This is a genomic window from Myxococcus sp. AS-1-15 (genome assembly GCF_020037055.1).
GTDB lineage: Bacteria > Myxococcota > Myxococcia > Myxococcales > Myxococcaceae > Myxococcus > Myxococcus fulvus.
On the sequence record NZ_JAIQDF010000011.1, the window covers coordinates 167,731 to 181,691 of the forward strand.

The following is a 13,961-nucleotide window of genomic DNA, read 5'->3' on the forward strand; positions in this document are numbered from 1 at the left end:
GGAGCAGCGCGCGCCTGCCTCCCTGCCTTCCGGCCACCCCCTCCTGGGCCCCGGTCCACCCGACGTGGGGGCGCCTGTGGACACCCGGGGTGTGGGGGCGCTGCTAGGGTGCGGCCCCGTGTTTCCCCCCGTCGGAGCTCTCGCGCCATGACCGTCCTCACCCGACGTACCGTCCTCCAGGGGCTCGCCGTCACCGCCGCGGGCTGTGCCTCGACGCGCCCCCTCGTCGCGCCGCGCTCCGGACCGTCGCTGCTCCTGGGCGCGCAGCTGGGCGACGTGCGCACCGGGGCCGTCAGCGTCTGGGGCAAGGCGGAGCGGGCGTCCCGGCTCGTGGTGGAGTGGAGCGAGGACTCGCGCTTCGCCCGGGGCGTCCACCGGGTCGAGGGGGGACGGCTCACGGCCGAGACGGACTTCACCGGCGTGGTGGACCTCACGGGGCTGCCTCCGGGGCGGCAGCTCTTCGTGCGGGTGCTCGCGGAGGAGGGCGGTGCCACGGGGGAGGCGTGGACGGGGAGATTCCTGTCGGCCTCGGATACCGCCCGGGACCTCTCCTTCGCCTGGAGCGCGGATGTCTGCGGGCAGGGGTGGGGCATCAACCGGGAGTGGGGTGGGTATCGCGGCTTCGCGGCCCTGCGCGCGCTGAAGCCGGACTTCTTCCTGCACGTCGGCGACGTCATCTACGCGGACAACCCGCTGTTGCCCGAGGTGACGCTCCCGGACGGGCGCGTGTGGCGCAACGTCGTCACGCCCGCGAAGTCCAAGGTCGCCGAGACGCTCGAGGAGCTGCGCGGGAACTTCGCCTACAACTTCCTCGACGAGTCCCTGCGGGCCTTCGCTCGCGAGGTGCCCATTGCGTACCAGTGGGACGACCATGAGGTGCGCAACAACTGGTATCCGGGCCGCTCCATGGCGGAGGACCCGCGCTACACGCGGGTCTCGGATGACGGCGTGCTCGGTGCACGGGCGCGTCAGGCGTTCTTCGAGTACTCACCCGTGGGCGGCGCCGCTCGCGCGGAGGGGCGCATCCACCGTCAGCTCTCCCAGGGGCCGCTGCTGGATGTCTTCATCCCGGACGTGCGGGCGTTCCGAGGGCCGAACACGCTCAACCGTCAGACGAAGCAGGGCCCGGAGACGGCCTTCCTGGGACGCGCGCAGCTCGATGGCTTGAAGCAGGCCCTGGCGTCCTCGCGCGCGACGTGGAAGGTGATTGCGACCAGCATGCCGCTGGGGCTCGTGGTGCCCGCGGAGAAGACGCCGGACGGTCCGCTCATGGAGGCCTGGGCCAACGGGCCGGGCGCGCCGATGGGGCGCGAGCTGGAGCTGGCGGAGCTGCTCTCGTTCCTGAAGGAGCGACGGGTGCGCAACGTGGTGTTCCTCACTGCGGACGTGCACTACCCGGCGATGCACCACTTCCATCCGGACCGGGCGCGCTTCCGGGACTTCGACCCGTTCTGGGAGTTCGTCGCGGGGCCGCTCAACGCGGGGACGTTCGGCCCGAGCCCGCTCGACGAGACCTTCGGCCCCGAGGTGAAGTGGCAGAAGCCGGCCACGGTGATGAACGCGGCGCCGTGGGAGGGGCAGCAGTACTTCGGCAGCGTCCGCATCCAGGGCGCATCGGGCGTGATGACCGTGGCCATCCACGACCTCACGGGCAAGGCCCTGCATCAGGTGGAGCTGGAGCCGAGCCGATGACGTGGGTGGTCATCGTGTTCTCGCTCGGGGCGGCGGCCTTGGGTTGGCACCTGATGACGAACCGGCGCGCGCTTCCGGTTCCGTCGCTCGGGGCATGTGCTCGCTGTGGGAAGGCGCGCGAGCTGCTCGACGAGGAGCTGGATGACCATCACCTCGACGCGGAGCAACGACGCCACGAGCAGAGCGGCGCCGTGGACTATCACGTCTGGTGGTGCGGCTCGTGCGAGGAGGGCGTGGTGGTGCGCAACACCGCCTTCGAGCAGACCTGGAGCCCGTGTACCGGGTGCGGCGCACGCGCGACGTTCAGCGTGCACACCGTCGCCGCCGCCACCGAGCGCAAGGGCGGAGAGCTCCGGGTCGAGGTGACGTGTCCGGCCTGTGGCCGCGTCGACAGCCACCGTCGCTATACGCCCCGCATCCCTCCTCGGGGATGACTCACGTGGTGAGCACGAGCTTCACCAGCTCCGGAGGACTGCCCACGCGCATGGGCGGTCCCCAGAAGCCGCAGCCCCGGCTCACGTAGATGTGCGAGTCCTGATGGCGGTACAGGCCCGCCACGTGCTCCCAGGCGAAGTTGATGAGCAGCGTCATGGGCACGAGCTGCCCGCCGTGCGTGTGGCCTGAAATCTGGAGGTCCATCCCGCGCTCCGCGGCCACCTTGAAGTTCGCGGGCTGGTGCGCGAGCAACACCGCCGCGCGCTCCGGGTCCCTCCCTTGGAGCGCGAGATCCAGGTCGTAGCCCTTCTGGTTGCGTCGCTTCCAGCCGCTCCAGTCGTCCACGCCGACCAGGTCCAAGGATGCGCCCGCGTCACCGATGCGCACGTGGCGGTTGCGCAGCGACTGGATGTCGAGCGACTGGAGGAACGTGGTCCACTCCACGTCACCCGAGTAGTAGTCGTGATTGCCGGTGACGAAGTAGCTGCCGTACCGCGAGCGCAAGTCCCGCAGCGCCGCGACGGAGGGACCCAGCGTGGGCACGTCGCCGTCCACCAGGTCGCCGGTGATGGCGAACAGGTCCGGCTTCAGCGCGTTGGCCTGCCGCACCAGCTCGTCCATGAACCGGCGCTGGATGAACGGGCCCACGTGGATGTCCGTGAGCTGCACGATGCTGAGCCCGTCGAGCGCGCGCGGCAGCTTGGGAATCCGGATGGCGACCTCGGTCACCATCGGCGGCGCGAAGGCTCGCCAGTGGCCGTAGGACGCGAGGCCACCTCCCGCGATGGCCGCGCCTCCCGCCAGCGCGCGTCCGAGGAACTTCCTCCGCTCCGGGTCGATGGGCTCCTCGTTCGGGGACGCGAGCGGCGTGGCCCGGCGCTGCTGGAGGCGGCGACCCAACACGAGGAACGCGCGGGCGAGGTCCATGGCTCCCAGGGCCAGCACGAGGCAGAGCGCCACGCCCATCCACGTGTACGTGGCCACCGTGACGGTTTGCTCGTGCTGCTCGGGGACGGCGTCCAGGAGCGTGCGTCGCAGCCCCAGGAACAGCGTGAGCAGGCCCAGGACGACCATGGCCACGAGCCGGCCGACGCGGCCTCGCACCAGCTCACGCACCAGTCGCCGGTAGAGATACAGGTGGCCCAGCACCGCGCCGAGGCCGATGAGCATCGAGAAGGAGGAGAACCGGAACGGCATGGGGATGTGCCCGGGCTGAGAACGGACGGGCAGGGTAGCACGCGGCCTCGGGCCCGGCCGTGTCCCGGAGATTGAACACTGAGCGTGGCACACGGCGGACGAGAACCGGCCAGGTGTGCTCCGGGCAGGTAGATTCCCCGGCCGTGACAGCAGGCGAGCCTCGGGAGGGGACACACATGGACAAGGTCATCGTCATCACGGGGGCGAGTGGAGGAATCGGCGCGGAGCTGGCGCGGGTGGCGGGCGCGCGTGGGGCGAAGCTGGTGCTGGCGGCCCGTCGCAAGGATGCGTTGGAGACGGTGGCGACCCGCTCCGGCCGGGACTCGCTGGCGGTCGTCACCGACGTGACGTCCCGCGCGCAGGTGGAGAAGCTGCGCGACGCGGCGCTGGAGCGCTTCGGTCACATCGACGTCTGGGTGAACAACGCGGGGCGCGGCATCACCCGCTCCGTGGCGGAGCTCACCGACCAGGACCTGGACGAGATGTGGCGAGCCAACGTCAACAGCGCCCTCTACGGGATGCAGGCCGTCCTGCCGCACTTCCAGGCACGCAACGCGGGGCAGATCCTCAACATCTCCAGCACGCTGGGGCGCCTGCCCGTCGTGCCCCATCGCTCCGCGTACAGCGCGGCCAAGCACGCGCTGAACGCGCTGAGCGCCTGTCTGCGGCAGGACCTGCACAAGACCCATCCCGGCATCCACGTCACGGTGGTGATGCCGGGCGTGGTGGCCACGGAGTTCGGGACGAACGCTCTGGGAGGTGGGCCGGACTCGCGCATGCTGCCCGGCGCGCAGCGGGTGGAGGAGGCCGTGGAGGTCATCCTCGACGCCATCGCGCATCCGCGCCCGGAGGTCTTCACGCGGCCCGCGGCGCAGCAGGAGGTGGAGCGCTACTACCGCGACGTCGCCGCCTACGAGCTGGACCCCGGCGCTCGCCCCGGACGCTGAACGCGCGAGGCCCGGGAGGCGTGCTCCCGGGCCCGACGCGACGTCACTCGTAGCGCAGCGACTCGATGGGCGCGAGGCTCGCGGCGCGGCGCGCGGGCCAGATGCCGAAGAACACGCCGACGGTGGCCGAGAAGGCGATGGCCAGGACGATGGCCTCGGGCGCCACCACCATCGTCCACCCCATGAGCTTCTGCAGCAGCGCGGCGCCGCCCACGCCCAGCGCCAGTCCCAGCGTGCCGCCCGCGAGGCAGAGCACCAGCGACTCCACCAGGAACTGGAGCAGGATGTCCGTGCCGGTGGCACCCAGCGCCTTGCGCAGGCCGATCTCGCGCGTCCGCTCCGTCACCGAGACGAGCATGATGTTCATGATGCCGATGCCGCCCACCAGCAGGGAGATGGCGGCGATGCCCGCCAGGAGCAGCGAGAAGGTCTGCGTCGTCTCCTGCACCGTCGCCAGCAGCGACGCCTGGTCCCGGATGTTGAAGTCCGCCTGCTCCTCGGGGCGCAGCCGGTGCTCGCGGCGCAGCTTGAGGTCGATCTCCGCCATCGCGTCATCCATGGCGCCCTCACCCGAGGCCTGCACGGCAATCGAGCGGATGCGGTTGCTGCCCATCACCCGGAACTGCGCGGTGGCCAGCGGGATGTAGAGGCTCTCGTCCGGGTTGGAGAAGCCCTGCGAGCCCTTCTCTGCGAGCACGCCGATGACCTCGAAGGGGATGCCGCGGATGCGAATCGTCTCGCCCACCAGCGCCGAGGAGTCCCGCACCCCCAGCTGCCCGGCCGCCAGCGCGCCCAGCACCACCACGCGGCGCCGGCCCTTGTCCTCCGCCTCGGTGAAGAGCCGCCCCGAGACGATGTTCGACTCGTTGATGTTGAAGTACGCCGGCCACGTACCGACGACGGACAGGTTCGCGTTGCCTGCGCCGTACTCCACCTGGAAGCGGGACTCGATCTCCGGGGCCACGTTCTGGATGTGCTTGGGGTTGGCGCGCAGCGCCTCCGCGTCGTCGATGGTCATGGTGGCCTGACCTCGGCCGAGACCGCCGGAGAAGGACTGTCCAGGGCGCACGGTGAGGACGTTGGTCCCCAGCGTCTTGAGCCGCTGCTCCACCGAGCGCTGGGCTCCCTCGCCCAGCGCCACCATGGTGATGACCGCCGCGATGCCGATGACGATGCCCAACATCGTCAGCAGGGAGCGCAGCTTGTTGGCGAGGACCGCGTCGAACGCGACCCGGATGATTTCTCCCATGACCTGTCCTCCTCCTCCTGCCGCCGACTACCGTCCGCCGCGCATGCCGCCGCCGCCCGCACCCGGAATCATGCCGGCCGACTGACGCATGCGCTCCGAGCGCTGCTGCTGTTGCTGCTGGAGCTGCGCCACCGACACCAGCATCACCTGGTCGCCCTCCGTCAGGCCGCTCAGCACCTCGGAGCTCTCCCAGTCGCTCAGCCCCAGCGTCACCCGGCGCGGCTCCGGTCCGTTCGGCCCCTTCACGAAGACGATGCCCGGCCGCGTGTCCCCGGTGCCCTGACGACCCTCGCGCCCACCGCCCCGGTTGCGACGGCCGCCACCCTCCGCGCCCGGCTCCGCCGCCTGCGCGCTCACGTTCACCGGCGTCGCTCCACCCGGCGCCACCGCGCCCTTGTCCGCCGCGCCCTCGGGACGCGCCGCCGCGTCACCGCCCGGCGCCCCCGCGTTGCCGCTGCCGCCCGTCGGCCGCATCAGCGAGCGCACGGACTCCTCGGTCAGCCCCACCGCGAGCGCCGCGGCGCGCGCGTCCCGCAGGCCCACCACGGCGGAGTTGGGGACGGTGATGGCGTCACGCCGGCGGGAGATTTCAATCGCCACCTCCGCGTTCATGCCCGGCCGGAGCAGGCCCTCCGGGTTGTCCAGGCGCACGAGCACCGGGAAGAGGGTGACGTTCTGCTCCACCAGCGCCTGCGGTTCGATCTTCACGACCTCGCCGATGAACGTCCGGCCCGGGTAGGCCTCCATCGTCACGCGCGCCTTGAGGCCCGCCTTGAGCTGGCCCACGTCCGTCTCGTCCACCTTGGCGCGCACCTGCATCACCGACAGGTCCGCCATCTTGAACAGCGTGTTGCCGCCGGACACGTTGGAGATGGCCGAGGCGATGATCTGCCCGGGTTGGATCTGCCGCTCCAGCAGCGTGCCCGAGCTGGGCGCGCGGATGGTGACGTCGCGGCTGCGCTCCTTGGCGAGCTGGAGGTTGGTCTCCGCGCGCACCTTGGCCGCCCGCGCCGTGGCGAACGCGTCGATGGCGGACTCGTACTCCTGCTGGGTGACGTAGCCGGACTGCCGCAGCGACTCCATGCGCTGGCGCTGGGCGTCAGTCGTGTTCAGCCGCACCCGCGCGGACTCCACGTCCGCCTGCGCCTGCGCGAGCGCATTCTGCACGTCGCGCGGGTCGATCTCCGCCAGCAGGGCGTCCTTCTCCACCTTGTCGCCGGTGTCGAAGAGCACGCGGAGCACCTCGCCGGAGGCCTTGGACTTCACCTCCACCACGCGCAGGGGCTCCACCAGGCCCGCGGACTCCGCGACGACCTCCATGTCCCGGCGCTCCACGACGGCCACCGCCGCCGAGCGCTCGGGCGTCTTCGGCTGGCTTCCCTGCTGGGTGGCGTACACGCCCGCGCCAATCAGGACCGCCGCGACACCCGTGATGACCACCTTCTTCACCTTGCTCACGACGACCTCCAAATCTTCGTGGCCTTCTCCATCCAGGAGACGGACCTGCTCAGTGCTTCTTCAGCTCGTCCCGCTCGATGACGCCGTCCTTCAGGAACAGCACCCGCTGCGCGTGCGCCGCGATGTCCGACTCGTGCGTGACGAGCATCAGCGTCTGTCCCTGCGAGTGCAGCTCCCCGAAGAGGGCCATGATCTCCTCGCCCGTGCGACTGTCGAGCGCGCCCGTGGGCTCGTCCGCGAGCAGCAGCGCCGGCTGCGTCACCAGGGCGCGCGCGATCGCCACGCGCTGGCGCTGGCCGCCGGACAGCTCGTTGGGGCGGTGGTCCTTGCGGCTGCCCAGGCCCACCTTGTCCAGCATGGCCGCGGCGCGCTCCAGGCGGAGCTTCTTGGGCACGCGCGCGTACACCAGGGGCAGCGCCACGTTGTCGAGCGCGGACGCGCGCGGCAGCAGGTTGAAGCTCTGGAACACGAAGCCCAGCTCGCGATTGCGGATGCGCGCCAGCGCGTTCTCCGTCATGCCCGCCACCGGCTGGCCGTTGAGCCAGTACTGGCCCTCGCTGGGCACGTCCAGGCAGCCGATGAGGTTCATGAAGGTGGACTTGCCCGAGCCGGACGGGCCCATGACGGCCACGTATTCGTTGCGGCGGATGGTGAGGTCCACGCCGCGCAGCGCGCGCACCACCTCCGAGCCCATGGTGTAGTCCTTGCGAAGGCCCTCCACCCGGATGACCACGTCCGCGATGTCGCGCGCCTTGTCGGCCGGTGCTCCCGTCGTGTCGTTCATGGGTGTCGTCACAGCTGCCTCCCGGCGAGCGCCTCCAGCTCCGCGTGCGCGATGCGATAGTCGAAGCGCGAGGACACGAGGTTGATCTCCGCCTGGACCAGGTTCTCCTGGGACGTCAGCAGCTCCAGGATGGTGGTGGCCCCCAGACGGTAGCGCTCTTCCTGCACCTTCAGGTCCTCGCGCGCCACCTCCACCGACTGCTCGGAGAGGCCGATGCGGTCGGCGGACAGGCGCAGCTGGTTGAGCGCCTGGTGGGCACCGGTGCGCACCGCGCGCCGCGTGTCCGCGAGCTGCACCTGCGACACCACCTCCGCCGTCTTCGCCCGCTGCACGCGCTCCTCGCGCAGGAAGCCGTCGAAGATGGGGTAGGAGAGTCCCAGCCGGACGTTCCAGCTCGTCCTGCCGCCATTGAAGCTCGGGTCCTGGTTGAACCAATCGTAGCCGGCGGACAAGCGCACCGTCGGCAGGTAGGTGGCCTTGGCCACGTCCACGCCCGCCGCGGAGGCGCTCAGCGTGGAGGCCGCCGCGAGCACCGCGGGGGCCTGCGCCTCCAGGTCCGACACCAGCGTCTCATCGGAGACGGCGAGCGGCTTCGGGTCCAGGTTCTCCGTGCCCTTGGCCTCCACCGCGCCCTCCGCGCCGATGAGCCGTCCGAGCGCCAGGGCCGCGGAGGCGCGCTGCGTCTCCGCCGTGCGCAGGGCATCGCGCGCCGTGGTGTGGTCCAGCTGCGCGCGCAGCAGGTCCGAGCGCGTCGCCGAGCCCACCGCCAATCGGCGCTGCGCGGCCTCCTCGTTCTGCCGGGCCCGTTCGATGCGCGAGCGCGCCACGTTCTCCAGGCCCGTGCCGCGGAGGACCTCGTAGTACGCGCGCTGCACCTCGAGCACCGCGCTGGCGCGCTGCGCCCTCAGCTGCGCGGAGGCCGCGCCCGACTGGGCCTTGGTCTGCTCGCGCGTGGCGCTGCGCTGGCCGCCGGTGAAGACGTTCCACCCGGTGGACAGGCCCGCGCTGTAGTTGTCGGCCGAGCCGTTGATGACCGCGCCCGTCACCGGCTCGACGCGCTGGGTGCTGGAGAGCGAGCCGCTCGCGCTCGCCGACAGCGTGGGGATGTACGCGCCCACGGCGCTGCGCTCGGCCGCCGCCGCGTTGGTGACGTTGCCCTCGGACTGCGCCACCGCCGGGTTCGTCTTCAGCGCCCGCGCGATGGCCTCCTCCAGCGAGACGCTGGGCACCTCCGGCTGGGCCTGCCTGGTGACGCCCAGGTCCGTGGGCACCGCCTCGCTCGGAGCGCTCGGCTCCTTCGGAGGCGCCGCGGTCTCCGCCGGCGCGGGCACCACGCCCGCCTGGGCGAGGCCCAGGAGGGCGACCTTCGTGGGCGCATCACCCGGCAACAGCGCGGCGCCCTTCGTCGCGCCCGCCAGACCCGTACCGGGCACCACCACCACGCCGAGCATCCCCAGGGTCAGCGCCGTCAGCCGCTGGGGCCGCCTCTTCAACCACGCTTTCCGGAGCATCGTCATCGCCGCCATGTCCCGTTGCAGGCCGGTGCGCTCCTGGCGCTCCGGCGTTCCCAGGCGGGGTCGATTGCATGCACCTTGCCACACTTCAACCCTGCGGAATCACATGGAGAATGTCTCCAGGGACTGCGGGAGTCGCCGGTGGGGTGCGGATTTCGCATGCGCTCGACGCGGCTCGTCATCGAGGGATGGGGCCATGGGCCTCGTGCTTGCACAACGGAGTCTCGAAGAGAGGTGGTGACCCGGCTCGGGCGCCACCCCCAACCCTCGGGGAGAGACAGATGGGCTCGGCAGCGTTCAAGCAAGGAGGAGCCCACGCGGCGCCACGTCGTGACGGAAGGGAGTGCGGATTCCGCATCCTGGATGCAGAGTTCGCAGCGAGTGGAGGAGCCGCATGGAGTGGAAGACACCCGGAGCGAGGGCCGCGTCGATGAGTGGCCCGGCCCGTTGGAGACCGCGGGGTCCCTGGATGCCCTGGGTGGCGGCCGGGCTGATGTGCGCGGTGCTGCTGTCCGCCGTCGTGTTCATCCGTCGCTCGGCGCTGGAGTCGTCCTCGCTGGTGGTGCGCGGCATGGCGAACGTGCTGATGCTCGCCGGCGTGGAGGCCTTCCGGGAGGGCACGGGCGTGCCGAGCCAGCAGGCGCTGGAGGCCTTCCTGAACACCCACCAGGAGGGCGGGCTGCGCTACGTCGCCATCGTCGAGGACGGGCAGGTGCTCGCCTCGGCGGGTGTCGGCTCGTTGGGGAAGATCGAAGACGGCACGCAGCTGCGCTTCGAGGAGGGGCGGGGCCGCTTCATCCACCGGCTGCGCAAGCCGAGGCCGCCGGACGGCCCGCCCGCCGTGAGCGGGACGCCGCCGATGGTGGAGCCTCCTGTCTCGCAGGAGCCTCGCCGCAACCTGCGCATCGGCTACGACTTCGAGCCCGTCACGGCGCTGGAGTTGAAGGAGCGCTCACAGCGGCTGCTGTTCGTGGCCGCGGTGTCATGCATGGGCATCCTGGGGCTGGCGTTCGCGTTCTCGCGCTCGCTGGCGCAGCGTGAGGCGCTGGCGGCGGAGCTGGAGCGTGGGCGTCGGCTGGCGGCGCTGGGCACCATGTCCGCGGTGCTGGCGCACGAGCTGCGAAACCCGCTGGCGTCGCTCAAGGGGCATGCGCAGCTGCTGGCCGAGCGCGTGGAGCGCGACGAGGTGCTGCGTCCCAAGGCGGACCGCATCGTCGGCGAGGCGGTGCGGCTGGAGCAGTTGATGAACGACCTGCTGAACTTCGTGCGCAGCGGCGAGCTGCGCCGCTCGGGCACGGACCCCAACGAGGTGCTGCGCGCGGCGGTGGAGGCCACGGGTGAGTCGAGCGTGGAGGCGCGGTACCTGCCGGGCCACGAGACGGTGGAGCTGGACGCGGGCCGCTTCCAGCAGGCGCTGGAGAACGTGCTGCGCAACGCGGTGCAGGTGAGCCCCGCGGGGCAGCGCGTGGAGGTGGGGGTGGCGCAGGAGGGGCCGGCGCTCGTCTTCACGGTGAGGGACCATGGTCCGGGCATCCCCAAGGGCGACGAGGAGCGCATCTTCGAGCCCTTCGTCACCGGGCGCCTGCGGGGCGTGGGGTTGGGGCTGGCCATCACCCGCCGCATCGTCGAGCTGCATGGGGGCTCGGTGAGCGCGAGGACGCACGCGGAGGGAGGCGCGGAGTTCCGCCTCACCGTGCCGGCGAGGGGGACCTGAGATGGCGCGCATCCTGGTGGCGGATGACGAAGAGGGCGTGCGCTCGTTCATCGCGGAGGCGCTCGAGGTGGAGGGCCACGCGGTGACGACGGCGGCCGACGGCGAGGAGGCCGCGCGGCTGTTGTCGAAGCAGGGCGTGGATCTGCTCGTCACGGACCTGCGCATGCCGGGCATGGACGGGCTGACGCTGTTGCGCAAGGTGCGCGAGGAGCAGCCGGACGTGGAGGTCATCGTGCTCACGGCGGTGGGCTCGGTGGAGAGCGCGGTGTCGGCGATGAAGGCCGGCGCGTTCGAGTACCTGCTCAAGCCCGTGGGCAGTCCCGCGGAGCTGCGGCTGACGGTGGCGCGGGCGCTGGAGCGGCGCGCGCTGCTCAACCTGAAGACGGAGGCGCGCCAGTCCACGAGCGAGGTGGTGCTCAGCTGGGGCGCGCCGACGATGGGCCCGGTGGTGGAGGCGCTGCGCAAGGTGGCGCCCACGCAGGCCACGGTGCTGCTGGTGGGGGAGAGCGGCACGGGCAAGGAGGTGGCGGCGCGCGCGCTGCATCAGTGGAGCGAGCGCTCCGAGGGGCCGTTCATCGCGGTCAACTGCGCGGCGTTGACCGAGACGCTGTTGGAGAGCGAGCTGTTCGGCCACGAGAAGGGCGCGTTCACGGGCGCGGTGGCGCAGCGGCGCGGGCGCATCGAGCTGGCCCAGGGTGGCACCTTCTTCCTGGACGAGGTGGGCGAGCTGAAGGCGGAGCTGCAGGCGAAGCTCTTGCGTGTCTTGCAGGAGCGGCGCTTCGAGCGCGTGGGTGGGACGCGGACGCTGGAGGCGGACGTGCGCTGGGTGGCGGCGACCAACCGTGACCTCAAGACGATGATGGCGCACGGCGAGTTCCGCGAGGACCTCTACCACCGGCTGGCGGTGTTCCCCATCCGGCTGCCCTCGCTGCGCGAGCGACGCGAGGACCTGCGGCCGTTGGCGGAGCTGCTGCTGCGGCGCATCGGCGAGGAGCTGGGACGTCCGGGGTTGAAGCTGTCACCGGAGGCGTCGGAGCGGCTGGAGTCGTTCGCCTGGCCGGGCAACGTCCGGGAGCTGCGCAATGCACTGGAGCGCGCGGCCATCCTCGCGGACGGCGCGGTGGTGGAGTCGCGTCACCTGTGGCTGGACCCGACCAGCGCGCCGACGTCCACGCCGACGCCGGCGGTGGGAGCGCGGCTGCCGGACAAGACGTTGGAGGAGCTGGAGCGGATGGCCATCGAGCAGGCCATCGCGGACGAGGGCGGCAACCGCAAGCGCGCGGCCCAGCGACTGGGCATCGGCCTGCGGACGCTCTACGACAAGCTGCGGCGCTACGGGATGCAGTAGCGCCGCGGGGCGCGGCTCACGGAGGGCCGTAGCCCTGCACGCGGGAGTTGAGCTCCACCGCGGTGGCGTAGATCTGCGCCCACGTGCGGTACTTCAGCCGGTCGCCGAAGCCCTTCTGGTCATTGGCGTAGTCGAACAGGTCCTTGCGGAAGAGCGCGTCGGCGGCCTTGCGCGCGTCGCCGCTCAGGGGCGTGCCCTTGCGGTCGAAGTAGCGCAGCAGGTCGTACCCGTAGTCGTGCGTCTTCGCCGCGGGGTCGAACTCCTTGTCCGGTCCAATCTTGCCGGGCGCGGACGCGGAGCCGTGCGGGTCCTGCATGCGCTGACCGTGCTTCGTCTGGATGGCGAAGGGCTTGTAGCCCATGACCTTCTCGAAGTCGGCCGGAGGAGGACGGGCACCCGTGAGGTACTCCGTCATCAGCTTGCCGTGGTCTCCGGCGGGCGCCTTGCCCACGCGCGCCGTGGCGGCCGTGCCCTTCGTGAAGGTGTCCTCGGTGTTCGGACGGACCAGGGCCGTGTTCTGGGCCTTCTCCGAGGCCGGAGCCTCCGAGGCGGAGGGCGTCTGGCGGCGGGGGGCGACGGGAGCGTTGCGAACGAGCATGAAGGGACCCGGGGGAAAGCTTCTCTCGGGTTGTCGCAATTTGTAGGGTGGAAGTTGCGCGGGTGGGATTGACGCATCGCATTGTGAGAAGGAGAGCACGTGGGCGCGGACCTGTATCGAGACGGAGTGGCTCGGCTGGAGGCGGGGGATGGGCGGGAGGCGGCGCGCCTGTTGGAGGCCGCGCTTCGCGAGGCCCCCGGAGACGTGAAGGTGATGCATGCGTTGTCGCGGGCCCTGGATGTGACGGGCGAGCGGGAGCGCTCCGTGCAGCTCCTGGAGTTGGTTCACGCGAAGGCGCCCTCGGACCCCGAGGCCGCGTGTGAGCTGGCGATGGCCCTGCTGGAGCGCACCGAGGACGCGCGCGCGGCGGAGGTCCTGGCGCCGGTGCTCGCGGCGCAGCCCGACCACCCCAGGGCGAACCTCTGCATGGCCATGGCGCTGGCCAAGACGGACCCGGAGCGGGCGAAGGCTCACCTGAAGCCCGCGAGCCGGAGCGCGGACGCGGACCAGCGGGAGCAGGCGGCGGCGCTGGAGCGCGTGTTGTCGGGACAGTCCCCCGGCTGAGGCCAGGGCCTCACGTCAGCCGGACACAGGCCTCGATGTTGTTGCCGTCCGGGTCCAACAGGAAGGCGGCGTAGTAGGAGAAGCCGCCCTCGCGGACACCGGGGGCGCCGTTGTTCCGTCCTCCCGCGGCGAGGCCCCGCTGGTGGAAAGCGTCCACCACCTCGCGCTCCTTCGTGGAGAACGCGAGGTGGAGCGGGCTGCGCGCCGGCGCGTGCTCGGCCGTCCAGGTCGATGGCCGCAACGTGCCCACCCAGAGGAACGGCGACTTCGCGTCCGTGCCGAAGATGACGAAGCCCTCCCCGCGCTCCAGGACGCCCAGGCCAAGCGGTTTCAGGCACGCCTCGTAGAAGCGCACGCTCGCGTCCAGGTCCGTCGTCACGAAACCGAAGTGGTCGAGCTGGAGCATGCCCGTACGGTGTGGACCCGCCCGTTCCCTCGACAAGCTCCTCCCGGAGTGCCGG

13 protein-coding genes are annotated in these 13,961 nt (G+C 71.4%); 6 read left to right on the top strand and 7 right to left on the bottom strand.

Annotated elements, in window-relative coordinates:
• The first annotated feature begins 147 nt into the window (after positions 1-147).
• Positions 148-1,692: an alkaline phosphatase gene (locus K8625_RS27545; RefSeq protein WP_223784378.1), complete on the top strand. Its 1,545-nt coding sequence runs from the start codon at positions 148-150 to the stop codon at positions 1,690-1,692.
• A complete protein-coding gene (locus K8625_RS27550; protein ID WP_223750024.1) occupies positions 1,689-2,126 on the top strand; it encodes a hypothetical protein in 438 nt (145 codons plus the stop codon). The genes K8625_RS27545 and K8625_RS27550 overlap by 4 nt, the downstream gene beginning before the upstream one ends.
• Position 2,127: 1 nt before the next feature.
• On the opposite strand, the gene K8625_RS27555 is transcribed toward K8625_RS27550, so the two are convergent.
• Positions 2,128-3,324, bottom strand: a complete 1,197-nt coding sequence (locus tag K8625_RS27555; protein WP_223784379.1) for a metallophosphoesterase — start codon at positions 3,322-3,324, stop codon at positions 2,128-2,130.
• A gap of 176 nt (positions 3,325-3,500) precedes the next feature.
• Between K8625_RS27555 and K8625_RS27560 the strand changes: the two genes are divergently transcribed.
• Positions 3,501-4,271, top strand: coding sequence for an SDR family oxidoreductase (locus tag K8625_RS27560; protein ID WP_223784380.1), 771 nt, complete (start codon positions 3,501-3,503; stop codon positions 4,269-4,271).
• A gap of 43 nt (positions 4,272-4,314) precedes the next feature.
• Here K8625_RS27560 and K8625_RS27565 read toward each other — a convergent pair whose 3' ends face one another.
• Genes K8625_RS27565 through K8625_RS27580 form a run of 4 tightly spaced genes read right to left on the bottom strand, consistent with a single transcriptional unit; the run spans position 4,315 to position 9,255 of the window.
• Positions 4,315-5,520, bottom strand: a complete 1,206-nt coding sequence (locus K8625_RS27565; protein WP_223750021.1) for an ABC transporter permease — start codon at positions 5,518-5,520, stop codon at positions 4,315-4,317.
• A gap of 27 nt (positions 5,521-5,547) precedes the next feature.
• Entirely contained in the window at positions 5,548-6,978 is a 1,431-nt protein-coding gene (locus tag K8625_RS27570) for an efflux RND transporter periplasmic adaptor subunit (protein WP_223750020.1), read from the bottom strand.
• A 49-nt stretch (positions 6,979-7,027) separates the two neighbouring features.
• Positions 7,028-7,762, bottom strand: coding sequence for an ABC transporter ATP-binding protein (locus tag K8625_RS27575; RefSeq protein ID WP_223784461.1), 735 nt, complete (start codon positions 7,760-7,762; stop codon positions 7,028-7,030).
• A gap of 8 nt (positions 7,763-7,770) precedes the next feature.
• Complete coding sequence (locus K8625_RS27580) at positions 7,771-9,255, bottom strand: TolC family protein (RefSeq protein ID WP_223750019.1); 1,485 nt, start codon at positions 9,253-9,255, stop codon at positions 7,771-7,773.
• Between the two features lie 490 nt (positions 9,256-9,745).
• Between K8625_RS27580 and K8625_RS27585 the strand changes: the two genes are divergently transcribed.
• Positions 9,746-10,990 (top strand): sensor histidine kinase KdpD, encoded by a 1,245-nt coding sequence (locus K8625_RS27585; protein WP_223750018.1) that lies wholly within the window; start codon positions 9,746-9,748, stop codon positions 10,988-10,990.
• 1 nt (position 10,991) lies between these two features.
• Positions 10,992-12,338, top strand: a complete 1,347-nt coding sequence (locus tag K8625_RS27590; protein WP_223750017.1) for a sigma-54 dependent transcriptional regulator — start codon at positions 10,992-10,994, stop codon at positions 12,336-12,338.
• Positions 12,339-12,354: 16 nt separating this feature from the next.
• Here the strand turns inward: K8625_RS27590 and K8625_RS27595 are convergent, their stop codons facing one another.
• Entirely contained in the window at positions 12,355-12,936 is a 582-nt protein-coding gene (locus K8625_RS27595) for a hypothetical protein (RefSeq protein ID WP_223750016.1), read from the bottom strand.
• 99 nt (positions 12,937-13,035) lie between these two features.
• On the opposite strand from K8625_RS27595, the gene K8625_RS27600 reads away from it, so the two are divergent.
• Positions 13,036-13,500, top strand: coding sequence for a tetratricopeptide repeat protein (locus K8625_RS27600; protein ID WP_223750015.1), 465 nt, complete (start codon positions 13,036-13,038; stop codon positions 13,498-13,500).
• Between the two features lie 10 nt (positions 13,501-13,510).
• Here the strand turns inward: K8625_RS27600 and K8625_RS27605 are convergent, their stop codons facing one another.
• The gene (locus K8625_RS27605; RefSeq protein WP_223750014.1) at positions 13,511-13,906 is read right to left on the bottom strand and encodes a VOC family protein; all 396 of its coding nucleotides are present in this window, start codon (positions 13,904-13,906) and stop codon (positions 13,511-13,513) included.
• Positions 13,907-13,961: the final 55 nt, after the last annotated feature.

Bases quoted from the DNA above. Each gene is read 5' to 3' on its own strand.
- K8625_RS27555 (WP_223784379.1), bottom strand. From the start codon at position 3,324: ATGCCGTTCCGGTTCTCCTCCTTCTCGATGCTCATCGGCCTCGGCGCG.
- K8625_RS27550 (WP_223750024.1), top strand. From the start codon at position 1,689: ATGACGTGGGTGGTCATCGTGTTCTCGCTCGGGGCGGCGGCCTTGGGT.
- K8625_RS27565 (WP_223750021.1), bottom strand. From the start codon at position 5,520: ATGGGAGAAATCATCCGGGTCGCGTTCGACGCGGTCCTCGCCAACAAG.
- K8625_RS27585 (WP_223750018.1), top strand. From the start codon at position 9,746: ATGCCCTGGGTGGCGGCCGGGCTGATGTGCGCGGTGCTGCTGTCCGCC.
- K8625_RS27595 (WP_223750016.1), bottom strand. From the start codon at position 12,936: ATGCTCGTTCGCAACGCTCCCGTCGCCCCCCGCCGCCAGACGCCCTCC.
- K8625_RS27560 (WP_223784380.1), top strand. From the start codon at position 3,501: ATGGACAAGGTCATCGTCATCACGGGGGCGAGTGGAGGAATCGGCGCG.
- K8625_RS27605 (WP_223750014.1), bottom strand. From the start codon at position 13,906: ATGCTCCAGCTCGACCACTTCGGTTTCGTGACGACGGACCTGGACGCG.
- K8625_RS27590 (WP_223750017.1), top strand. From the start codon at position 10,992: ATGGCGCGCATCCTGGTGGCGGATGACGAAGAGGGCGTGCGCTCGTTC.
- K8625_RS27545 (WP_223784378.1), top strand. From the start codon at position 148: ATGACCGTCCTCACCCGACGTACCGTCCTCCAGGGGCTCGCCGTCACC.
- K8625_RS27575 (WP_223784461.1), bottom strand. From the start codon at position 7,762: ATGAACGACACGACGGGAGCACCGGCCGACAAGGCGCGCGACATCGCG.